Consider the following 20477-nt stretch of genomic DNA (forward strand, 5'->3'; position numbering starts at 1 on the left):
GTTGTCACCTCAATTGGTCCAGATAGAGTGCAAGCTCATTGAGCTCGCTCTGAGTGAAGATTTCGAAGGAAGGCATGAGGTTTTCCGGCTTCACGTGCTGGCTGTCGCGGATCCATTGTGCGAAGGCCGCGGGGTCATTTTCGAGCGTTGCCGCAGCGAGCGAATGCCGGCTGCCGACATGAGTCAGGTCAGGGCCGATTGTCCCCAGGGCGATTGTCCCCCGTATCCTGTGGCATGCGATGCAGCCGGACGACTGGAACAACGCCTGTCCGGTTGCCGCCGCCGGTCCAGAGGGTGGTTGGGCATCGGCGGCTTCATGATCGAGCCAGGCGGCGAATTCATCTTCGGGCATCGCGATCACGAAGAAGGCCATGAGGGCATGCGGCCCGCCGCAATATTCGGCGCACTGCCCCCGACTGATGCCGGCCTCCGTCACATCAAGCGTCATCCTGTTGGTGCGGCCTGGGATCATGTCGAGCTTGCCGGCAAGCTTCGGAACCCAGAAGCTGTGGATCACGTCCGCCGATGTCAGTGCAATCTCCACCGGCCGTCCGACCGGCAGGCGGATTTCGTTGGCGCTCTCGATCCTTTGGCCGTTTTCGTCGACATAGGTTACCCGCCACCACCAGCGGTTCCCTTCGACTTCGATACGCAGCCCGCCGTCCGTGTGCGCGGCCGGCGAGCCGGGTCCCATCAGGTAGAAACCGTAGCTCAGCAGAAGGCTGAGGGAAAGAATCGGGAAAATGATGCCACCTCCGACCACCAGTCGTTCCCCGGATATCCGTGCACGCAAGGCGTCGCCGCCGAAAAGTGCGGCGGCCGCGATCGCACAGACGCCCACGAGAACTGCGGTGGAGAATAGCATCAGCAGCCAGCTGAGGACATTTATGCGTTCCGCCTCGATACCTGTCGGATCGAGGGCCGACTGAATGCCGGCACAGCCTTGGAGCGCGAGGATGGCGAGAGGCGCGATCGACCTGACTATGCTCATTGGGCCGCCTCCGCCGTGGTGGCCGGAGACGCCACTCCATAGGACTGTGCGGCGAAATAGGCTGCGACATCTTCTATCTGCGCCGGCTCGAGAGCCTCGGCGACTACCGCCATGATCCGCCCATAGGCCGTTCCCCTGCGCCCGCCCTGCTGCCAGAGGTGCAACTGCGTCTTGATGTAGTCCGCGTGTTGGCCCGCGATCAACGGAAACTGGGGCGACTGCCTTCCGGCGTGGCAGCTCATGCAAGCCGGCACCTGCTGTTGAGGTATGCCGCGGAGGGCGATGGACTGGCCGCGCCGAATCTGTTCCGCGTCGGTTGGAGCGGACTTCTCCTTTGCGGCGGGTCCAAGCGCAGAATAATAGGACGCCAGCCTTCTCCTCTCGTCGTCGTCCAGCAGACCGGCCACGGGCTCCATCGCACCGCTCGGACGTACCTGCTCGGCAAACTCCCGGAGGCTGCGCAACAAATAGGCTTCGTTCTGCCCCGCAAGCCGGGGTACACGGTCGCCGTTGGTACCGTTGCGCTCATTTTCATGGCAGCGCGCACATTGTGTCAACGCTCGGCTGCTCGCCAACTCTCCGGGCGCATCGCCAAGAGTGCTGCGAGTAAGACCGGAAAGCTCTGCATAGTGGTCTGCCGCATCCGGAAGGCGGGCGAGGAAAGCCGTCACGGCCCAGATTTCATCATCGCGCCGCAAGCTCGGCCATGCGGGCATGCCGGTGTATTTCATTCCGTGTTTAACGATCCAGAAGATCTCTTCCGGAGAGCGGTGCTCACCCACCGCCCTCAGGTCCGGCGGCGGAGGCAGCATGCCGCTGACGATCGCGTTGATTTCTTCCCCCGGCCGGCTGTGACAGGGAACGCAGCCGCCCTCGAAATGGCCGGCGCCGAGACGCACCATGCCCTCGTCGTCGAGAGCGGGCGCCTTGACCAGATAGCTGCGGACGGCAATCGAGCGTTCGCGGATCACTTCGAACAGCCATGTTGTGAACCGCAGATGATCCCGCGAGGCTGCAACATTGTAGGCACCGGACCAGACGACAACCGCAGCCACCACGACCACGCCGGCGCCCGCCAGGGCGAGCATCTTTGCAATCGTCGTCCAGTGCAGATCCTTCAGGTCCACGCTTCTTCACCCGTATTTGGCCGCTCGATTTCGTCCGCCTCCATGGCGAACAGCCATCGTGCGCCAAGGACGACGCCGCCGAGAACGTAGCTTGTCGGGCACGCAACCAGCATGAGCAGTCCCGCGAGTTGCTGATCGGCCAGAACAGCTTCAGGAGTGGGGGCAACGGCGGCTGGATTATGGCTGACCATGCCCGTGAAGAGTGCCCTGGGCGCGAACACGAACAGCACACCCAACAGGCAATAGAGCTTGCTGGTCACGAGTAGCGACAGGATCGGCTTCCAGCTGTGGCTGCCACGGAAACGAAGGACCACCCACCAATACAGGAGGGCGGTGAGAAAAAGGGTCCCGTACATGAGCAGGTGAAGCCTTACGGAGGCTAAGGCAGGCGTGAGCAACGGCGGTGCGTGCCATATCCAAAGGCCGAAGAGTTGCGCGGCTGTCGCGAAAGCCAGCGCGCCGCCCACAGGTTCCCGTCTTTGATGCCAGACGCCACATGCGGTCATCGCCGCCACCGGGGCGAGGAGGTTCATAAGCAGAATGTGCATGACCATGTGGCTCGCCAGCGGTCCCATCATTCCAGCCTCCGCTTTGAAATGTCACGCAATACGTGTTGCGAATGTTTGTCGCCCGACCGGCCTGATGCGTCTCCCGCCCCTCGCGGCCGCGCCGTTACGGCATCTTCCCTAACCGGTCTGGGCGAGGATGGTTCCCACAAAGCATATGTGGCGGCGCCATGAGGCGACGCTATTTGTCCGTGTGCTTCCTGCAGCGAGCATTCGGCTGCATTTCCGCCGGGGCGACGGAACAATCGCCAGAGCCCGCCATTACTCCTCTCGTTCACGAGATCGTTGGCGATGGAGGGGAAACAATGGTGGAGTCACATGCCATTTCGGCGCCCAGGCATGCTTCCGATTATCCCGGTCGGCAGGCGGATTGTCTCGCTGCGCTACGGCCGGCCGTTGCGGAGCTGGCGGCAGAGTCTCAGGACAGTATCGTTGCCGCCATGGGCGGCGAGATGACCGGTGATTTGCTGACGCTCGCCCACGAAGCCGAAGGGGTAGGGTGGAGCTTCGACGAGGCTCGTGACGCCATCGAAAAACTTGCGCGCGAATATGAGGGCGCCAAAGGGACCATCTTCGACTGAGCGGATCTTCGACTGAGCGGGAGCGGGCGTCGATCCCGCTCGAGCCTCGACGATCAATAGGGAAGGCACAGGCCATTGCCGAGAGTGGGCGTCCTCACCTTTCATCGCTGCATCAACTACGGCTCATTCTGGCAGGCGCGCTGCCTGGTCGACGGTCTCCGATTGCTCGGCGCCGATCCGGTGATACTCGACCATCGCTCCGCCCGGATTCGTCGCGCCGAATGGCGCTGCGCCTTTCAGCCGCTTCTACCGGTGAGATCGTCGCGGGCGGATTTTCCGCTCTACGCTGCGAAGATCAGGAAATTTGCGGAAGCCATTGCGGCTTGTCCGCTAAGCGGTCCATTCGAAATCGATGATCCTGCGGAAATCGAACCCTTCGACCTTGTGCTTGTCGGGAGCGACGAGGTCTGGAATCTCAGCCACCCTTGGTATGGAGGCCGACCGATCTTCTATGGAGACGGCGTGCAGGCGCGCCGTCTCGTCTCCTATGCGGCGACATTTGGGAACTTGCCTGCAGCACAGGGCCTGGAGTTCTATTGGGCCGACAAGCTTCAAAAATTCGATGGCATTTCCGTACGGGACGCCAATTCGAGGGCGATCATCGAGAAGGATCTCAAGCGTCGAGCCACACTCGTCCTCGATCCCTGCCTCCAGTTTCCCGCGTCGCTTGCGCCCAGTCGGGAGCCGAGGGCAGGGTCGCCTTATCTGGCCGTATATGGCCACTCCTTCCCGGACTGGTTCCAGGCCGGCGTCCGTCGATGGGCGGCATCCTATTCGCTCACTCTCATCAGCATCGGATATCGAAACGATTGGGCCGACAAACAGTGGCTCGACGCAGGGCCGTATGACTTTGCCGGGTTCATTGCCCGCGCGGCGGCGGTTGCCACGAACTTCTTCCATGGCTGTGTGTTCTCGCTGCTTCACGCGAAGCCATTCGTTTGCACCCTGTCGGACTACCGCTCCAACAAAATAGGCGATCTTACGCGAACGGTCGGGGCCGAAGGTCACCTCGTATCAGAAGAGACGGCGCAAGCGACCTATGAGGTAATGCTCGGGAGCCCGCTGGATGCGGCCATAGAACGCCGCATCGCGCAACTACGCCTGCAGTCCGGGACGTATCTGGCCAATGTCCTCCAATGAAAGATCCCGTGACCATGCCAGGCGCGCCGTGCTGACGCCGACGCAGATGAGGAGGTCGGGCCTCTGTATCGGCTGCGGCGCTTGTGTGGCGCAGTCTGGTAAAGGCACAGCAAGAATGCGTTTCGACCGCTTTGGCCAGCTAGAGCCGATCGTGTCCGGCGAAGGGGACGGCGGCTCAGCATTTGCGCAAATCTGTCCCTTCTCTCCCAGTTCCATCAATGAAGACGCGATCGCTGCCGAACGTTTTGCCTCGAGCGGGCAAATCGACACCCGAATAGGACGGTACGAGGCTTGCTATGTCGGCCACGTCCGCGAAGGAAGGTTTCGGGCTGAAGGCAGTTCCGGCGGGATGGCGAACTGGACGGCGGTCGAGCTCCTGAATGAGCGGCTGGTCGACGGTGTGGCGCATGTCGTCCCATCTTGCGGGGAGAGTGTCGGTCACCCGTTCTTCCGCTATCAAATTTCGCGAGAACCGGAGGACGTCCGCAAGGGTGCCAAGTCGCGATATTACCCGGTCGAACTGTCAGGCGTTATCGAAGAGATCCGGCGACATCCCGGCCGCTATGCGGTCGTCGGCATTCCCTGCTTCGTCAAGGCCATGCATCTGCTCAGCCGACAGGATCCGGTGCTACGGGAGCGGCTCGCCTTCACGCTTGGCCTCTTTTGCGGACATATGAAAAGCTCCCGCTTCGTCGAGAGTTTCGCCTGGCAGACGGGTGAGCGGATCGAAGCGGTCGGCGGTGTCGACTACAGACTGAAGGATGAGAGCAGACCCGCAAACTGGTACACCGCCCATCTCAGCATGCGCGACGGGAGCAGCCGGAGCAGGGACTGGTGGCACCTGGTCGATGGCGATTGGGGCGCCGGCTTCTTCCAGAACTCCGCCTGCAATTTCTGCGATGACGTGGTCGGCGAAACGGCTGACATTTCCTTCGGCGACGCCTGGGTGGAGCCCTATGCATCTGACGGCCGCGGGACCAATGTCGTCGTTGTCCGCTCGCCGGAGCTTCATCGGCTGATCGGTCGGGCCATGGCCGAAGGGAGGCTTGAGCTGCGGGAGGTCGACAGCGCTTTCGTGGTGCGGACACAGGCGGCAGGGTTCAGGCAGCGGCGCGAGGGGCTGGCATTTCGTTTGAGCTGGCCGCGGCGCGGCGTTAGACCGCTAAAGCGAATCCCGCCGAAATTCACCGGTCTGCCGCCGCGACGCATGCTGATCTATTGGCTGCGCAGCGTGATCAGCGCGCATAGCCATCATGTGTTCTGGTGTGCTCGCACGCTGCGTCTGCCCGTGCTCTATCTCCGCTGGGCCTCCGCAATTCTCGCCTTCTATCAGGGCGTCACCTACTCCCGGGGCAGGATTGGAAGGCTTGTCGACCGCATCGTCCCCCGGGAGAAAGACGACTGATCGACGACATTCAGCGTCGAGGAAACGGACGCATAGCGCTCCGTCATCTCCGCGCAGAACTCGGCGAACTCCTCCGGCACGATCGGCGTGCTGGTGTGGTGGGCAGCGAGCCCCCTGTGCGCCGGCGTGAAGCAGAAGGTGACGGTCACGTCGAAGTCTTCGAGCGCCTCCATCTGGCGGTCGAACCAGTCCAGGGCGTCCGGCCGGAAGCGATCGGCCCAGGAAAGGCCGGTCCTCACATAAGTGACGCCGAGCTGCTTCATCCACTGGACCGCCTCGTCCAGCCGCGGGTCCTCGAAATGGAACCATTGCATCAGCCCGATCTCGGGCGTGTGCCTGGAGAATTCCTCGATGGCCGGTTTAGGCGTGCCGTCCTCACGCAGGAGACCCATGTAGAAATGCCGGTAATAGGAGGAGCCCTCCGCCTCGCGGTGGCGGGTGGTTGCCCCCCAGGCGCTCGGCAGGTCGTAGAGGCTGTACCACTGAATCCGATCAATCCTGCCCTTGAGCAATTCGACCGTCCTCTTCAACCCCCAAGCCTGCACCTCCTCAGCGCCGAAGGTCGAGACGCCGACCTCGCTCACCCATAGGGGCAGATCGGTGATGCCGCGAATTTCTTCGATTTTCTGCGGCCATTCGTCGATCTGCCAAAGGTTCCAGTCGAGGGGAAATCCATGCACCGCAACGGCATCGACATGGTCGAGCACGCCATAGGATTTCATCAATGCCATGAAATTCGGATCGATCGGCGAAATGCCGCCAAGCACGCGCGTGAGGCCGGGATTCACATCGCGGATAGCATCTCCGGCTAGTTTCGCCATATGGGCAAATCGGCTCCAGTCCGGGTCGAGGTCCGGATCCCAATGCGACTTGTTGTTTGGTTCGTTCCAAATCATGGCGGCTTCGATCATGGTTACCTCCGCGCTGTCAGTAGATGGGCTGTCTCGTCCAGGTTCGGCGCTTCGCGGTTCAACATCAGAAGCTTCAAGTCGCCGTCGCTTGCCACCACGGCAGAGACGGAGGCCGGCGCGATCTCGAAGCGGGGCCAGGCATCCAACGAAAGGCCAAGCACGTGGCAGACCAGCGACTTGATGACATCAGCATGGCTGACAAGCGCAATCTTCGTGCCGCCATTTTTCTTTTCGAGCGCCGCGACGAGCTGTGTCACGCGCCGCTGCACATCGAACATGGTCTCGCCGCTGGGCGCGCGCACGCGGCTTCTTTCGGAATTCCATTGCCGCCATAGCGGATCGGTATGAAGCGCCTCGAAAGTCTTGCCGGACCAGGCGCCGAAGTCGACTTCGTCGAGCGCTTCCGTCGTGGTCACTTCGGCAAGGCCGGAGGCGGCGGCAACAGCCCCTGCGGTCTCCCTGGTACGTTTGCGCGGGCTCGTATAGATCGAGGCAATACCTTCGCAGGCGAGGCGCGCCGCGAGCCGTTCTGCCTGTTTTCTCCCGGCCTCGCCGAGGGGAACATCGGCCGTTCGCCCGGCGAGGAACTGTCCGATCCGGTCGTGTGCGGCATGGCGCACCAGGAGGAACGTGGTCGTCACTCGGCCGCTCCCAACAGTCCTTCTTCGTCGCTGGCGATGAATTCCTCCAGGCGTCGGCGAGCCTCTGCGTCGGTGAATTGCCGTGGCGGGGACTTCATGAAATAGCTCGATGGCGCAATCAGCGGACCGCCAATCTTCCGGTCGAGCGCAAGCTTGGCGCAGCGCACCGCATCGATGACGACGCCGGCGGAATTGGGCGAATCCCACACTTCGAGCTTCAACTCGATATTGAGGGGAACATTGCCGAAGGTGGTGCCCTCGACGCGAATATAGGCGAATTTTCGGTCGGTAAGCCAGGGCACGTGATCGCTCGGGCCGATATGGATGTCGCCGGCGGCGAGCGGGACATCCAATTGGCTGACCACGGACTGTGTCTTCGAGATCTTCTTCGATTCCAGCCGCTCCCGCTCGAGCATGTTGAGGAAATCCGTGTTGCCGCCGAAATTGAGCTGGTAGGTCCGGTCGATCTGCACGCCGCGGTCGCGGAAGAGATTGGCGAGCAGGCGATGCACGATGGTCGCGCCGACCTGGCTCTTGATATCGTCGCCGATGAGCGGCAGACCGCGTTCGGCAAAGCGCTTCTGCCAGGCGCTGTCGGAGGCGATGAAGACGGGTATGCAATTGATGAAACCGCAACCGGCGGCCAGAGCCTGTTCCGCATACCAGCGCGTGGCCGCCTCGGCGCCGACGGGCAGATAGGAAACGAGCACATCCGTTTCGCTCTGCCGCAGGACTTCCGCAACGTCGACTGCGGGCTGGTCGGATTCTTCGATGTTCTCACGCAGATATCGGCCTATGCCGTCAAGGGTCCGGCCGCGCTGAACGGTCACGCCCGTCGGAGCGACGTTGGCGAAGCGACAGGTGTTGTTCGGTTCGGCGTAGATCGCATCGGCAACATCCCGGCCCACCTTCGGAGCGGCAACGTCAAATGCCGCGGCGATTTCGACGTCACTCACATGGTAGCCGCCGAGGGTGACATGCATCAGCCCGGGAACCGGTTCGTCCTCTCTGGCGTTACGATAAAAGGTGAGCCCCTGAACGAGGGACGAGGCACAATTGCCCACCCCCGCCAAGCCGATCCGAATGGATTTCGATCGCATCTCCGCACTCCGCAAAGCATCTACAATGCTTGCCAAACCCGCGCACGCTGGATTGGTTCCTTCCAATTGACACGCACCGCGCGGATCGAATTCCTCCGCTACGCGTTCAAGGCGAACGGGAAAGGCGGTAAGATGCTGGTTTACGGCGACCCGAAGCGCGCAGAATGCGCTGACGTCCTCTGCGAAGCGATTGCAGAAAGGCTGGCGGAGGTCGCACATCAGCCGCCAGGCCTCGCACGGCACATGCGTCTGGTCGGCGTCCTGCTGAACGCCGGCGAACTGGCACAGGGTTTGTCGGATCTCGAGTTCAAGAGCCTTGGTGCCGACGAAGTCTCGCCCGTGCGGGAAGCGGCCGGAGGTCTGCTTCTCCAGGTTGGGCGCCTTGTCGTCCAATCCTGGCTTCACGATTTCACCTGGCATCCGAGCGACCCCGGCCGGATGTCCGCCCTTCTGCGGGAGCTTCGGATGCCCGAGGCTCTTTCGATAAAGGAAGCGGAGGGATTTGCCTTTTACGGTCTCTATCCGGAGAGCTACATCGAGGCGGCAATACGGTCGAGGCTTTCTCCAAACCGGGTCGTGATCGGCATCCGGTCGATCGGCACCAGTCTTTCGGCCGTCGTTTCCGCTGCGATCGGGGCTAAAGCCCCGGAGACGGTGCGCCCGGTCGGACCGCCTTACCGAAAGCGAATTGCAATCGCTCCCACCCTTTCCCGCCAATTGCTTCGCGACCCGGACGCCGATTTCGCGATCGTCGACGAGGGCCCCGGCCTTTCCGGCAGTTCGTTCGGCAGCGTTGCTGACTGGCTCGAGGAGCACGCGACCTGTAAGGGGCGCATACATTTCTTTCCGGGACACAAAGGGAGCCCTGGGCCCGAGGCCACTCGTCGGCACCAGAGCCGGTGGAAAGCGACCCCGCGGCACGTCGTCGACATGGATGAGCTCCTCCTTGGGTGCGTTCGGTCCTCACATCGGCTTGCGTCCTGGGTGAGCAACCTTGTCGGCCCGCTCAAACGACCGCTCGAAGATATCTCCTGCGGCGCCTGGCGGCGCGCCACCACCGGCGACCAGCATGCCTGGCCTCCAACAGATCGGAGATTCGAACGGCGAAAATTCCTCGCGCACACGGCAGAAGGGGCTTGGCTCGTGAAGTTCGCCGGCCTTGGCGATATCGGCGAGCGGAAGTACGCGAAGGCGCGCCTGCTCGCAGAGGCCGGTTTCACGGCACCGGTCGCAGGGCTCTGCCATGGCTTTCTGGTTCAGAAGTGGGTGCCGGCACATACTGCGTCGAGAGACCTGCACCGTCCGGAATTCATCGCGCATCTTGGTGAGTACCTCGCATTCCGCGCACGCCGTCTGCCACCGCCGAAGAATGGCGGGGCCTCACTGGCCAAGCTGAGCGAGATGACCCTGATGAACACGGAAGAAGCCCTGGGGAGGGCTTTCGCCAGGGCCGTGAGAGAGCGCGTCGACGATGTTGCGCGTTACGCTGACCTCCTCGTGCGGATCGATACCGACAATCGGCTCCACCCCTGGGAATGGCTCAAGGCGGGGGAAAGGGGTTACCTCAAGGCCGATGCGCTCGACCACAGCGAAGGCCACGATCTCGTCGGCGCGCAGGACGTGGTATGGGACATAGCGGGCGCGGCAATCGAGTTCGACCTGTCACCGGGAGAAGCGGCAAACCTGCGCGCAGCTGTTTCTGACGGCTGCTTGCATGCCGTGAACGCGGAACTGCAGAGTGTCTTCGAAATCTTCTATCTGGCCTTCCAGATCGGTCTTTGGACTTCTGCCAGAAAGTCTGCGTCAGCGGACGAAGCATCCCGGCTGGAGGCGGTCGCTTCACGCTACGTGAATTGCCTCCGGCAACGTACATTGGAGGTCGCGGACTGAGCCCAAGGCTGCGGAGCGCCTATCGTCCGTAAATTATATCGAGCACTGCAGCGACAGTCGCGAAATTCCCGCAGTCGGGGTCGAAGGCCTCTGCTGCGGCGAGCCGTTCAGCCCAGGCGGCGGCGGCGCGTCCACACCAGGCATCCGGCGGCGACGCCAGGACTTGCCGTTGCGTGCCGCGGTGAAGTTCGGCCGTGAAGTCGAGGAAAGAGCCATTCACGTTGCGGAAGCTCGTACCCCCCCGGGTACCGTAGAAGTCGGCGCCGATTACGGCGTCACAGCCTGCGTGCAATTGCCACGAGCAAGCGATCCGGGCGACAACACCGTTGGCCAGTTCGAGCGTTGCGACCGCGTAGTCCTCTACTTCATTGCCGTCTCGAAGAATGCGCGATCCCCTCGAATACAGCCTGCTTTCGACGCGAACGACATCCGGAAAGCCTAGGGTCCAAAGGACGAGGTCCACGAGGTGCACGCCGAGATCCATGACGCATCCGCCGCCGGACAACGCCTTGTCGTAGAACCATGGCTTGCCGGGACCATAGGCGTTGTGGAAGACGAGATCGACGGCATAAACAGTGCCGAGTTCGCCTGAGACGATCAGATCGCGAATCTGCCGCATGCCTTCGGTTTGGCGATAGGACAGGTCGACGCCGAGCAGCCTGTCCGCGCGTCGCGCTGCCTCGACGACGGCGATGCACTCGTCGTGCGAACGGCCGAGCGGCTTTTGGCAGAACACCGCGAGGCCCTGCTCCAGGGCCATGATCGATTGCGCCGCGTGGAGCGCGCTCGGCGTCGCGATCACGACACCGTCGAGTTCCTGGTCGAGCAGCCCTTCGAGCGATGCTGCGACCGTTGCTTCCGGCGCCAGTTCGCGTGCCGCCGCCACCATTTCGGGGGAGGGATCGGCGATAACGGCTGGCTCGACGGCGCCGCATTCGACGATCGCCCTCATCCGGTCGAGGCCGATCCAGCCAACGCCCAGGAAGCCGACACGGGGGCGGGCTTGAACCAGGATTGCGTCAGGCATCGCAGATCACCAGCGCCTTGATGAAACCTTCGGGGCGATCCCGGGTCATGTCCAATGCCGCACCGAGCTGCTCGAGCGGGAAGCGGTGGGTGAAGAGTGGCGAGGGCGACAGGCGGCCGGCAGCGGTCGCATCGATCGCTTCGGATATGCCGCGCATATAGACGGCCGGATCGCGTTCATGCGCGTTGATCACATCGAGGCCGCGCCAGTTCCAGAGCTGCATGTTCACTTGGCGAGGGCCATCCTGATGATATCCGGCCACGATCAGGCGGCCGCGTTCTTTCGTCAGTTCTCCCGCAAGATCGAGCGGCCATTGCTTCCCGGTCGCCTCGACGACGCAGTCGCAGAACTGCCCCCCGGTTAGATCCTTCACCTTCTCGATGATCTGCCAGTGATCGTCCATGGGGATTGCCTCACTGGCGCCCGCTCGCTTCGCCGCGGCCAGTGAGAATGGCCGGCGGGAAATGGCGATCACCCGCGCCCCTGCCGCATTTGCGAGTTCGGTGAGGAGAATGCCGAGAAAGCCGATGCCGATGATTGCGATTGTCTCCCCCGATTCGATCCGGCTGCGGCGGAAAATGTTGAAGGCGCAACCGAGGGGCTCACCAGGAAAGGGCTGAGCGGAAAGTTTCGCAGGCAATCGGGCGATCGCCGTCTGCTCGGCGATGTCGTGGGTCGCATAGGCATGGTAGGAGAGGGCGGCGACCCGATCCCCGACCCTGAAGCCGTCGACCTCCTCACCGATCGCATCGATGATGCCCCATCCCTCGTGCCCGAGCGCCCCCGGTTCGGTGGGAAAGTTCATCCAATCTGGCCCGGACCAGGGTACGAGGTTGGAGGCGCAGACTCCGCAACCCTCCAGCCTGACACGCACTTGCCTTGGGCCGGGCTGCGGCAGCGGAAGCGTCTCGATCCGGACGGTGCCCGGGCCGGTAACGACGGCGGCCGACATCGTATCGCCCTCTGCCTTCATGGAGATGTTCATCCCTGCCTCCTCCTACGGTTAAACTCGGCAGACCGGCGGGACGGCGGCTCGCGAAAAGGAAGCCCCGATCGCGTGCGTGCCGCATCATGCTGTAGAATGGCATTCGGTCGCCCTCGCGCCGTTAACTTCATCTTTCCGGCTTTTGTTCCTGCCTCAGCCGCGACGGAACATCCTGCGCGAGAAGTCCGTTCCCTTCGTTGGAATGTGAGAAGTCGAAGCCACCCAAGGCTAAGTAGAAGTCTTAGAAGAAGTCATAGAAGAAGGAACATTTGCCGCGCACGTAGGTTGGAAGCTTTGTTCCACCATCTCTGATGAGTCCTAATCAGGTGCGATATGGCAAAAGTGCTAGTTACTGGCGGTTGCGGATTCATCGGCCGCCACGTGGTCGAGGAGCTTCTTTCAAGACGTTATGACGTGCGCGTCCTGGACGCACTCAACGCACAGGTCCATGCGGACGCGCATGTTGCCATGCCCGACGGCGTCGATATGCGATATGCTGACATTCGCGATGCGGATGCTGTTAGAAGCGCCCTGAGGGGCGTCGACTCCGTCATTCATCTTGCGGCCGAAGTTGGCGTTGGCCAATCAATGTACGAGATCGCCCGCTATGTGGGCGTCAACGATCTCGGCACGGCAATCCTCCTCGAGGCGATGATCGAAATGCCCGTCCGGCGAATTGTCGTCGCATCGTCCATGAGCGTCTATGGAGAGGGGCTCTACCAGACGGCAGTGGGCGAACGACTGCAACAAGTCCGCCGATCGCAGGGCCGGGTCAAGGGCGGCGCCTGGGACCCGGTCGGGCCGAAAGGAGAGCGTTTGAGTCCCGTGCCGACCGACGAGCAGAAGCCGGTCGATCTCGCGTCGATCTATGCGCTGACGAAATACGCCCAGGAACGACAGGTGCTGATCTTCGGCGAAGCCTACGGGATCGAAGCGGTGGCATTGCGGCTCTTCAACGTTTTCGGTGCCGGTCAGGCACTCTCCAATCCCTATACCGGCGTACTCGCCAATTTCGCTTCGCGGCTGGCCAATGGCCAGGCGCCGATGGTCTTCGAAGACGGTCTGCAAAGGCGGGACTTCGTTCATGTCCGCGATGTGGCGAGCGCCTTTCGGTTGGCGCTGGAGCGGCAGCAGACGGCAGGCCACGTCATCAACATAGGCAGCGGACAAGCCTATGCGATCGCCGACGTCGCGCGGATGCTCGCAGATGCAATGGGTGTTCCCGAACTCGAGCCGGAGATCTTGAACAAGGGGCGTTCCGGCGACATCCGACATTGCTTCGCCGACATAGCCAAGGCGCGTGACCTCATCGGTTTCGAGCCGGTCCGAAAGCTGGAGAATTCACTTGCGGACTTCGTCGGTTGGGTTCGCAGCGTCGCCGCCGTTGACCGTGGCGCCGAGATGAAGCGGCACCTGGAGACGCGGGGGCTGGTGATATGAACGATAGATCTCCGCATCACAGAAGGCCGGGCCTTGCGACGCCCGCTTTGGCTCGGAAGGCGAAAGCCATCGTGGTCGTCGGCGGTAGCGGCTTTATCGGCTGCAACCTGGCAGACAGCTTTCTGCGGGAGGGCGAGGATGTCGTCGTTCTTGACAATCTGAGCCGCGCCGGCGTGGAGAGCAACCTGGACTGGCTCGTTGGAAATCATGGCCGTAGCGTGCATCCAGCGATCGCGGATATCCGCGACCTGGGCGCGATAGAGCCCATTCTCAAGGACGCCAAGGCGATCTTTCATCTTGCGGCGCAGACCGCAGTCACGACCAGTCTGCAGCAGCCGATCGCCGATTTCGAGACGAATGCCATGGGCACGATCAACGTACTCGAGGCAGCGCGTCGGTCTGGTCGGCGGCTGCCCGTCATCTTTGCCAGCACCAACAAAGTCTACGGCACGCTCGAAGATATGAGGCTGCGTGAGGCGGGAGATCGCTATGTGCCGGCCGACGAAACCGTGCGAAGCCTCGGTGTGAGCGAGGCGCAGCCGCTGAACTTCCGAACACCCTATGGCTGCTCGAAAGGGGTCGCGGATCAGTACGTGCTTGACTATGCAAGATCCTATGGACTCGCGGCGGCGGTGCTGCGGATGAGCTGCGTCTACGGCCCCCGGCAGTTCGGTACAGAAGACCAGGGGTGGGTGGCGCATTTCCTCATTCGCGCGCTCGCGGGCGAGCCGATATCGATCTATGGCGACGGCAAGCAGGTTCGCGATATTCTGCATGTCGGCGATGCCGTCGCCGCCTACCGGGCGGTGCTGAAGTCCATCGATCGGCTCGGCGGCTGCGCTTTCAACCTTGGTGGCGGTCCGGACAACGCGGTCAGCCTCAATGAAGTCCTTCATGAGATCGAGCTCTTGATGAGCCGTCCGGTGGCAACGGTCGGCAGCGACTGGCGCGCAGGCGATCAATTGTTTTTCGTCGCCGACACACGGGCTCTCGAAAAAGCGGTGGGCTGGAAAGCGCGTATCGACTGGCGTACGGGCCTGCGGGACCTGCATTCTTGGCTGATCCAGGATTGGGCCGAGGCCAGTCTGATGAAGCATGGATCGAGGAGGGTCATTGCATGAGCAATCGTGCCGCATCTCCACGTCCGGCGACGGCTGGGGTCAACGCCCGCACGAAAGTGCCGCGGCGGATCCTGATGAGCATCGATGCCGTGGGCGGCATCTGGCGATATGCGATGGACCTTGCACAAGGTATTCGGGAGAGTGGGATCGAAACCGTCTTCGTCGGCTACGGCCCTGCTCCCTCAGCAAGCCAGCGGCGCGAAGCGAACCGCATCGGCGTCCTCGAATGGTTGTCCGTGTCGCCGGACTGGATGGCGGACGATGAAGCCGGCCTCGATTCCATTGCGGATCGGTTGACTGAATTGTCTCTCAAGCACGCTGTGGAACTCCTGCATCTGAACCTTCCGTCGCAGGCAGTGGGCCTGCAGCTACAAATACCCATCGTGGTGGTTTCGCACTCGTGTGTCACAACGTGGTTTGAAGCGGTGCGCGGCTCCGGGCTGCCGGAGCACTGGCTCTGGCAGAAGACCCGAAACCGGCGAGGCTTCGACCGCGCCGACCTGGTGCTGGCGCCAAGCCGGAGCCACGCGGCGGCGCTGACCCGCTGTTACGGGCAGATCGACGATCTCATGGTCGTGCATAATGCGAGCAGGTCTCCGTGCCCGCGGCCCGTCAAGGAGTGCTTCGTCTTCGCCGCCGGCAGATGGTGGGATGAAGGCAAGAACGGCGTGGCGCTCGACCGGGCGGCCGCCCGGTTCCGCTGGCCTGTCGCTATGGCAGGCGCGTGCGAAGGCCCGTGCGGCGAACGGCTGGCGATAGAGCATGCCGAACATCTTGGCGAACTCAGCCATGACAGGACCATGGCGCTCATGTCGAGGGCCGCGATCGTCGTCTCGCCGTCTCTCTACGAACCGTTTGGCCTGGCGGCGCTCGAGGCGGCGAGAAGCGGTGCAGCCCTCGTCCTGTCCGATATCGACACGTATCGCGAGCTCTGGGATGGCGCTGCACTCTTCGCCGATCCCCGCGATCCTGCAGCCTTTGCGGGTTCACTCGAGCGGCTGGCGAGGGATACCGATCTCCGGGCCGAATTGGGTCAAAGTGCGCGCTTGCGGTCGAGCGAATTCACGGTCGAGGCTCAGCGCGATGCGATGCTCGATGTTTATGGTCGGGCAATGCGCGCGTCTGGCCGACTGACTGCAGCGGAGTGACCATGCGATTTCTGTTCTACACCCAGTCCCTGATCTCCGACTGGAACCATGGCAACGCGCATTTCCTGCGCGGCGTCATGCGGGAACTTCTCCGGCGCGGCCACCAGGCAACGGCTCTCGAGCCGAGCGATTCCTGGAGCAGGCAGAACCTGATCGACGATCAGGGGGTTGGCCCGATCATGGCCTTCCTCAAGAACTTTCCCGAGTTGAGAACAGCAATTTACGACAATGACTTCGATCATGAGGCGGCGGTGAGTACCGCCGACGTCGTGGTGGTCCACGAATGGACTGATCCGAAGATCGTTGCGCGACTCGGCCGGATGCGTCGCGACGGCGGCCGGTTTACGCTGGTTTTCCATGATACGCATCATCGTGCCGTCACGGCAAAATCCGATATTGCCCGGCTCGACCTGTCGAACTACGACCTGGTGCTCGCATTCGGCGAGGCACTGAGGGAGAGGTATCTCCGCACAGGCTGGGGGAAGGACGTCTACACGTGGCATGAGGCCGCAGATACAGCCCTGTTCCGACCGCTACCCGATGTCGACAAACACAGCGATCTCGTCTGGATCGGCAATTGGGGCGACGAGGAGCGGAGCGCCGAGATCGTCTCGCTCTTCGTCGAACCCGCGCGTCAGTTGCAGCTCAAAGCGACGGTCCGTGGTGTGAGATACCCCGACGCGGCTCTCAGTGGACTGCGCGATGCGGGCGTTCTCTATGGCGGCTGGCTTGCCAATGCGGCAGTCCCCCGCGCTTTCGCCGAGCACCGCGTGACAGTGCACATTCCGCGCCGACCCTATGTCGAAGCCCTGCCCGGCATTCCCACCATTCGTGTATTCGAAGCGCTCGCCTGCGGCATTCCGCTGGTGTCGGCGCATTGGGACGACACGGAGGGCCTGTTCCGTGCCGGCGAGGATTTCGTCTTTGCCCGAGACAGCAAGGAGATGAAGCGACTGTTGCGCCAGGTGCTCTTCGATCCCGATTTCGCCCGCGAAATGGCGGCCTCGGGCCTGGAGACCATCCGCGCGCGCCACACCTGCGCTCATCGCGTCGACGAACTCCTCTGGATCGTGACGCCCTATAGGACAGGCAAGGCGGCTGGACACATAGCACGGGAGGAAGCGGCGCCATGAGAGTTGCGTTCTACGGTTCCAGCCTCGTTTCAGCCTATTGGAACGGTGCGGCCACCTACTATCGGGGGCTGTTGCGGGCGCTTGCCTCGCGGGGTTACGAGATCACGTTCTATGAGCCGGACGTCTACGACCGGCAGAAACATCGGGATATCGATCCGCCGGCATGGTGCAAAGTCGTCGTCTATGAGGGCTCGGTTCCAGCCTTGAAGCGGGCTGCGGCTCAAGCGGCCGGTGCCGACATCGTCGTCAAGGCAAGCGGGGTCGGCTTCGAGGATGATCTGCTGCTCAAAGAGGTGATGGCAGCGGCAAGGCCTACGGCGCTGAAGATCTTCTGGGATGTCGACGCACCCGCGACCCTGGCGATCCTCAGGGCCCTTCCGGACCATCCGCTCCGGCGCGCCCTCTCGTCGCTGGACCTCGTATTGACTTATGGGGGAGGCGACCCGGTAGTCCGGTCCTACCGTGCCATTGGCGCACGGGAATGCATTCCCGTCTACAATGCGCTTGACCCGCAGACGCATCATCCAGTGGCGCCGGATCCGCGCTTCGCCGCCGACCTCGCTTTCCTTGGCAACCGGCTGCCGGATCGGGAAGCGCGCGTTCAAGACTTCTTCCTCGAGCCCGCGTCGAAGCTTCCGGATCGCCGCCTCCTGCTTGGCGGAGCGGGCTGGCACGACAAGCCGCTACCGGGGAGCGTGACCTATATCGGCCATGTTCCGACCGCCGATCACAATGCCTTCAATACGACACCCAAAGCGGTCCTCAACATCTCGCGCGCCAGCATGGCGGAGAACGGGTTCTCGCCGGCGACCCGTGTTTTCGAGGCGGCTGGCGCCGGGGCGTGCCTGATCACGGATGCGTGGGAGGGCATCGAACTCTTCCTGAAACCCGGAGAAGAAGTGCTGGTCGCGAGGGATGGCCGGGACGTTGCCGACCTGATGTGCAGTCTGAGTGCGGTCGATGCGAAGCAAATCGGTCAACGGGCGCTCAGCCGCGTCCTTGGCGAGCACACCTATTCGCATCGCGCCGCGGACGTGGACCGGATTTTCCGCCGCCGCGTCCAGAACCCGGAGGCCGCGGAATGACACGCTGCCTCGACATAGTCGTTCTCGGCCTCTCGCTGTCTTCTTCCTGGGGCAATGGCCACGCAACGACATTCCGGGCACTGCTTCGCGGTGTCCGCGCCGCGGGGCACCGAGTGACCTTCCTGGAGCGCGATGTCCCATGGTACGCCTCGCGCCGCGACATGGCCGACCCGGATTTCTGCGACCTCATCTTCTACGCGAGTGTCGATGAACTCCTTGCGCGTTACGCGAAAAGGCTCGCCACGGCGGATGCCGTCGTCGTCGGCTCCTACGTGCCGGAGGGCGTCAAGGTGATCGACGCCGTCTCCCATCTCATGCCGAAGCGGCTTTGCTTCTACGACATCGACACGCCGGTGACGCTTTCGAAGCTGAGGCGCGGCGACGAGGAATATCTGGCACGCCGCCAGATTCCAGCCTTCGACCTCTATTTCTCCTTCTCGGGCGGCAAAACGATCGACCGGCTCCGCCAAGAGTTCGGGGCAAGCCGCCCCCTTCCGCTCTATTGCGCCGTCGATCTCGACACATACCGCAACAGCGGAGCGCAAAGGACATGGGACCTCGGCTATCTTGGGACCTATAGTCCGGATCGGCAGCCCGCTCTCGAACGGTTGCTAATGGAGCCGGCCCGGCAACTGCCGGAGAAGCGCTTCGTCGTGGCAGGCCCAAGTTATCCCTCGGATATCCGATGGCCGGAGAATGTGGAGCGCATAGAGCATCTGCCTCCCTCCGAGCACGCCGAATTCTACAGCCGTCAGCGCTTCACGTTGAATATCACGCGCGACGACATGATCGCGGCGGGTTGGTCGCCGAGCGTAAGGCTTTTCGAGGCGGCGGCTTGCAGCACGCCTCTGATCAGCGACTGGTGGCAGGGCATCGAGAGTTTTTTCCCGCCCGACGAAGCCCTCGTTATCGCGCGCAGGAGCAGCGATGTCGTCAGAGCACTTAAAGAGCTCGACGATCGGCAACGTGAGGCGATTGCGGACGCCGCTTACAAGCGGGTGGCCGGCGCGCACAGCGCTGAGGTGCGCGCGCGAACCTTCATCGATGCAATCGAAAACGTCTCGCCCACGGCCGACTTGGCGGCGACCGATTCCATGCGGCGGCTTCCGGCCTAACACCGAAAGGAGAACGGCCCAATGGCAAAGCGACCCAAAATGAACGAAGGAAAGGTCATCGTGGTTGCCGGGGGAGCCGGTTTCGTCGGCTCACACCTTTGCTCGGCACTGCTTGACAGAGGCAATCGGGTTATCTGCCTCGACAGCTATCTCACGGGCTCTCCCGTCAACCTCAGTGCGTTGCAGTGCAATCCCTACTTCACGATGATCGAGCAGGATGTCTGCGACGAAATTCAGATCGATGGCCCCATCGATCAGATCTACAACCTCGCATGCCCGGCCTCCCCGAGAGACTATCAGGCCGACCCGATCCACACGATGCTGACCAGCGTGACGGGAACGAGCAACCTGCTGAGGGCGGCGGAGCGCCATGGCGCGATCTTCCTTCAGGCCTCCACAAGCGAGATCTACGGTGATCCGGAGGAGCATCCGCAGCAGGAGGATTACTGGGGCCACGTCAACTGCACCGGGCCAAGGGCGTGCTATGACGAAGGCAAGCGTGCAGCCGAGGCCTTGTGCTTCGACAGCCTGAGGGCCGGGACCGTGGATGCGAGAGTCGCACGCATCTTCAACACCTACGGGCCGCATATGCGCCCGAACGATGGCCGTATTGTCTCGAATTTTGTGGTGCAGGCCCTCAGCAACGAACCGCTGACGGTTTATGGCAGCGGCGAACAAACACGCTCCTTCTGCTACGTCACGGATCTCGTCGAGGGGCTCATCAGGCTCATGAATTGCGGGGCTAACCCGCGCGGACCGGTCAATCTCGGCAATCCCGGCGAATTCACCGTGATCGAACTCGCCGAACTTGTCCTGTCGAAAATCAGAACGACTTCGAGCATTGTCTATGCACCCTTGCCTCAGGATGACCCCTCTCGCCGCCGCCCCGACATTTCCCGTGCGAAGGCGCTGCTTGACTGGGAGCCGAAGGTTTCGCTCGCCGAAGGGCTTTCACCAACGATCCGCTGGTTCCAGACGACGCTTGCAAAGCGCCGGCCTGCTCGACGCCGCGGCCAGCAGCCGCAACCATCTGTCTCATCGCAGCCGGTCTAACGATGTTCGAGGAGGCGA

Annotated in this window: 19 protein-coding genes; 11 read left to right on the plus strand and 8 right to left on the minus strand. The window is 62.6% G+C overall.

Features of this window, described 5'->3' with window-relative positions; translation table 11 throughout:
• Nucleotides 1–4: 4 nt before the first annotated feature.
• From SJ05684_RS22250 to SJ05684_RS22260, 3 genes are read right to left on the minus strand one after another with little or no spacing between them, the layout of a single operon-like run.
• A complete protein-coding gene (locus SJ05684_RS22250) occupies nt 5–991 on the minus strand; it encodes a cytochrome c oxidase subunit II (protein ID WP_095694345.1) in 987 nt (328 codons plus the stop codon).
• Nucleotides 988–2118 carry a c-type cytochrome gene (locus SJ05684_RS22255; protein WP_034857792.1) on the minus strand — a complete coding sequence of 377 codons (1131 nt, stop codon included), beginning with the start codon at nt 2116–2118 and terminating at the stop codon, nt 988–990. The genes SJ05684_RS22250 and SJ05684_RS22255 overlap by 4 nt, the downstream gene beginning before the upstream one ends.
• Nucleotides 2109–2696: a cytochrome c oxidase assembly protein gene (locus tag SJ05684_RS22260; protein WP_244426696.1), complete on the minus strand. Its 588-nt coding sequence runs from the start codon at nt 2694–2696 to the stop codon at nt 2109–2111. The genes SJ05684_RS22255 and SJ05684_RS22260 overlap by 10 nt, the downstream gene beginning before the upstream one ends.
• A gap of 293 nt (nt 2697–2989) precedes the next feature.
• Here SJ05684_RS22260 and SJ05684_RS22265 point away from each other — a divergent pair, with 293 nt between their 5' ends.
• The 3 genes from SJ05684_RS22265 (at nt 2990) to SJ05684_RS22275 (ending at nt 5810) form a co-directional block, all read left to right on the plus strand.
• A complete protein-coding gene (locus tag SJ05684_RS22265) occupies nt 2990–3265 on the plus strand; it encodes a hypothetical protein (RefSeq protein ID WP_034857790.1) in 276 nt (91 codons plus the stop codon).
• A gap of 75 nt (nt 3266–3340) precedes the next feature.
• Nucleotides 3341–4405 carry a polysaccharide pyruvyl transferase family protein gene (locus tag SJ05684_RS22270; RefSeq protein ID WP_034857788.1) on the plus strand — a complete coding sequence of 355 codons (1065 nt, stop codon included), beginning with the start codon at nt 3341–3343 and terminating at the stop codon, nt 4403–4405.
• Nucleotides 4392–5810 (plus strand): Coenzyme F420 hydrogenase/dehydrogenase, beta subunit C-terminal domain, encoded by a 1419-nt coding sequence (locus tag SJ05684_RS22275; RefSeq protein ID WP_034857787.1) that lies wholly within the window; start codon nt 4392–4394, stop codon nt 5808–5810. Before SJ05684_RS22270 ends, SJ05684_RS22275 begins: the two co-directional genes overlap by 14 nt.
• Here SJ05684_RS22275 and SJ05684_RS22280 read toward each other — a convergent pair.
• Genes SJ05684_RS22280 through SJ05684_RS22290 form a run of 3 tightly spaced genes read right to left on the minus strand, consistent with a single transcriptional unit; the run spans nt 5747 to nt 8462 of the window.
• Nucleotides 5747–6721, minus strand: a complete 975-nt coding sequence (locus SJ05684_RS22280) for a glycoside hydrolase 5 family protein (RefSeq protein ID WP_034857785.1) — start codon at nt 6719–6721, stop codon at nt 5747–5749. The genes SJ05684_RS22275 and SJ05684_RS22280 overlap by 64 nt on opposite strands.
• Nucleotides 6722–6723: 2 nt before the next feature.
• Nucleotides 6724–7362 (minus strand): histidine phosphatase family protein, encoded by a 639-nt coding sequence (locus SJ05684_RS22285; protein ID WP_050980138.1) that lies wholly within the window; start codon nt 7360–7362, stop codon nt 6724–6726.
• Nucleotides 7359–8462 carry an inositol-3-phosphate synthase gene (locus tag SJ05684_RS22290; RefSeq protein ID WP_034857783.1) on the minus strand — a complete coding sequence of 368 codons (1104 nt, stop codon included), beginning with the start codon at nt 8460–8462 and terminating at the stop codon, nt 7359–7361. Before SJ05684_RS22290 ends, SJ05684_RS22285 begins: the two co-directional genes overlap by 4 nt.
• 132 nt (nt 8463–8594) lie before the next feature.
• On the opposite strand from SJ05684_RS22290, the gene SJ05684_RS22295 reads away from it, so the two are divergent.
• Nucleotides 8595–10352, plus strand: coding sequence for a hypothetical protein (locus tag SJ05684_RS22295; RefSeq protein WP_034857825.1), 1758 nt, complete (start codon nt 8595–8597; stop codon nt 10350–10352).
• Nucleotides 10353–10371: 19 nt separating this feature from the next.
• On the opposite strand, the gene SJ05684_RS22300 is transcribed toward SJ05684_RS22295, so the two are convergent.
• Entirely contained in the window at nt 10372–11379 is a 1008-nt protein-coding gene (locus SJ05684_RS22300; protein ID WP_034857781.1) for a Gfo/Idh/MocA family protein, read from the minus strand.
• Nucleotides 11372–12364, minus strand: coding sequence for an MDR/zinc-dependent alcohol dehydrogenase-like family protein (locus SJ05684_RS22305; protein ID WP_034857780.1), 993 nt, complete (start codon nt 12362–12364; stop codon nt 11372–11374). The genes SJ05684_RS22300 and SJ05684_RS22305 overlap by 8 nt, the downstream gene beginning before the upstream one ends.
• 333 nt (nt 12365–12697) lie before the next feature.
• On the opposite strand from SJ05684_RS22305, the gene SJ05684_RS22310 reads away from it, so the two are divergent.
• Genes SJ05684_RS22310 through SJ05684_RS22340 form a run of 7 tightly spaced genes read left to right on the plus strand, consistent with a single transcriptional unit; the run spans nt 12698 to nt 20459 of the window.
• Entirely contained in the window at nt 12698–13804 is a 1107-nt protein-coding gene (locus SJ05684_RS22310; protein ID WP_034857778.1) for an NAD-dependent epimerase/dehydratase family protein, read from the plus strand.
• Nucleotides 13801–14925: an NAD-dependent epimerase/dehydratase family protein gene (locus SJ05684_RS22315; protein ID WP_034857777.1), complete on the plus strand. Its 1125-nt coding sequence runs from the start codon at nt 13801–13803 to the stop codon at nt 14923–14925. The genes SJ05684_RS22310 and SJ05684_RS22315 overlap by 4 nt, the downstream gene beginning before the upstream one ends.
• Nucleotides 14922–16073 (plus strand): glycosyltransferase family 4 protein, encoded by a 1152-nt coding sequence (locus tag SJ05684_RS22320; protein ID WP_050980137.1) that lies wholly within the window; start codon nt 14922–14924, stop codon nt 16071–16073. The genes SJ05684_RS22315 and SJ05684_RS22320 overlap by 4 nt, the downstream gene beginning before the upstream one ends.
• A gap of 2 nt (nt 16074–16075) precedes the next feature.
• Nucleotides 16076–17206, plus strand: coding sequence for a CgeB family protein (locus SJ05684_RS22325; RefSeq protein WP_034857776.1), 1131 nt, complete (start codon nt 16076–16078; stop codon nt 17204–17206).
• Entirely contained in the window at nt 17203–18291 is a 1089-nt protein-coding gene (locus SJ05684_RS22330; protein ID WP_034857775.1) for a CgeB family protein, read from the plus strand. The genes SJ05684_RS22325 and SJ05684_RS22330 overlap by 4 nt, the downstream gene beginning before the upstream one ends.
• Entirely contained in the window at nt 18288–19406 is a 1119-nt protein-coding gene (locus tag SJ05684_RS22335; protein WP_034857773.1) for a CgeB family protein, read from the plus strand. The genes SJ05684_RS22330 and SJ05684_RS22335 overlap by 4 nt, the downstream gene beginning before the upstream one ends.
• 21 nt (nt 19407–19427) lie before the next feature.
• Nucleotides 19428–20459 (plus strand): UDP-glucuronic acid decarboxylase family protein, encoded by a 1032-nt coding sequence (locus SJ05684_RS22340; RefSeq protein ID WP_034857772.1) that lies wholly within the window; start codon nt 19428–19430, stop codon nt 20457–20459.
• Nucleotides 20460–20477: the final 18 nt, after the last annotated feature.

The organism is Sinorhizobium sojae CCBAU 05684, assembly GCF_002288525.1.
Classification (GTDB): Bacteria; Pseudomonadota; Alphaproteobacteria; order Rhizobiales; family Rhizobiaceae; genus Sinorhizobium; species Sinorhizobium sojae.

What these genes read in the sequence shown, in the direction of transcription:
- SJ05684_RS22250 (WP_095694345.1), bottom strand. Translation starts at nt 991, where the DNA reads ATGAGCATAGTCAGGTCGATCGCGCCTCTCGCCATCCTCGCGCTCCAA.
- SJ05684_RS22260 (WP_244426696.1), bottom strand. Translation starts at nt 2,696, where the DNA reads ATGATGGGACCGCTGGCGAGCCACATGGTCATGCACATTCTGCTTATG.
- SJ05684_RS22265 (WP_034857790.1), top strand. Translation starts at nt 2,990, where the DNA reads ATGGTGGAGTCACATGCCATTTCGGCGCCCAGGCATGCTTCCGATTAT.
- SJ05684_RS22275 (WP_034857787.1), top strand. Translation starts at nt 4,392, where the DNA reads ATGTCCTCCAATGAAAGATCCCGTGACCATGCCAGGCGCGCCGTGCTG.
- SJ05684_RS22280 (WP_034857785.1), bottom strand. Translation starts at nt 6,721, where the DNA reads ATGATCGAAGCCGCCATGATTTGGAACGAACCAAACAACAAGTCGCAT.
- SJ05684_RS22290 (WP_034857783.1), bottom strand. Translation starts at nt 8,462, where the DNA reads ATGCGATCGAAATCCATTCGGATCGGCTTGGCGGGGGTGGGCAATTGT.
- SJ05684_RS22295 (WP_034857825.1), top strand. Translation starts at nt 8,595, where the DNA reads ATGCTGGTTTACGGCGACCCGAAGCGCGCAGAATGCGCTGACGTCCTC.
- SJ05684_RS22300 (WP_034857781.1), bottom strand. Translation starts at nt 11,379, where the DNA reads ATGCCTGACGCAATCCTGGTTCAAGCCCGCCCCCGTGTCGGCTTCCTG.
- SJ05684_RS22305 (WP_034857780.1), bottom strand. Translation starts at nt 12,364, where the DNA reads ATGAACATCTCCATGAAGGCAGAGGGCGATACGATGTCGGCCGCCGTC.
- SJ05684_RS22310 (WP_034857778.1), top strand. Translation starts at nt 12,698, where the DNA reads ATGGCAAAAGTGCTAGTTACTGGCGGTTGCGGATTCATCGGCCGCCAC.
- SJ05684_RS22315 (WP_034857777.1), top strand. Translation starts at nt 13,801, where the DNA reads ATGAACGATAGATCTCCGCATCACAGAAGGCCGGGCCTTGCGACGCCC.
- SJ05684_RS22320 (WP_050980137.1), top strand. Translation starts at nt 14,922, where the DNA reads ATGAGCAATCGTGCCGCATCTCCACGTCCGGCGACGGCTGGGGTCAAC.
- SJ05684_RS22325 (WP_034857776.1), top strand. Translation starts at nt 16,076, where the DNA reads ATGCGATTTCTGTTCTACACCCAGTCCCTGATCTCCGACTGGAACCAT.
- SJ05684_RS22330 (WP_034857775.1), top strand. Translation starts at nt 17,203, where the DNA reads ATGAGAGTTGCGTTCTACGGTTCCAGCCTCGTTTCAGCCTATTGGAAC.
- SJ05684_RS22335 (WP_034857773.1), top strand. Translation starts at nt 18,288, where the DNA reads ATGACACGCTGCCTCGACATAGTCGTTCTCGGCCTCTCGCTGTCTTCT.
- SJ05684_RS22340 (WP_034857772.1), top strand. Translation starts at nt 19,428, where the DNA reads ATGGCAAAGCGACCCAAAATGAACGAAGGAAAGGTCATCGTGGTTGCC.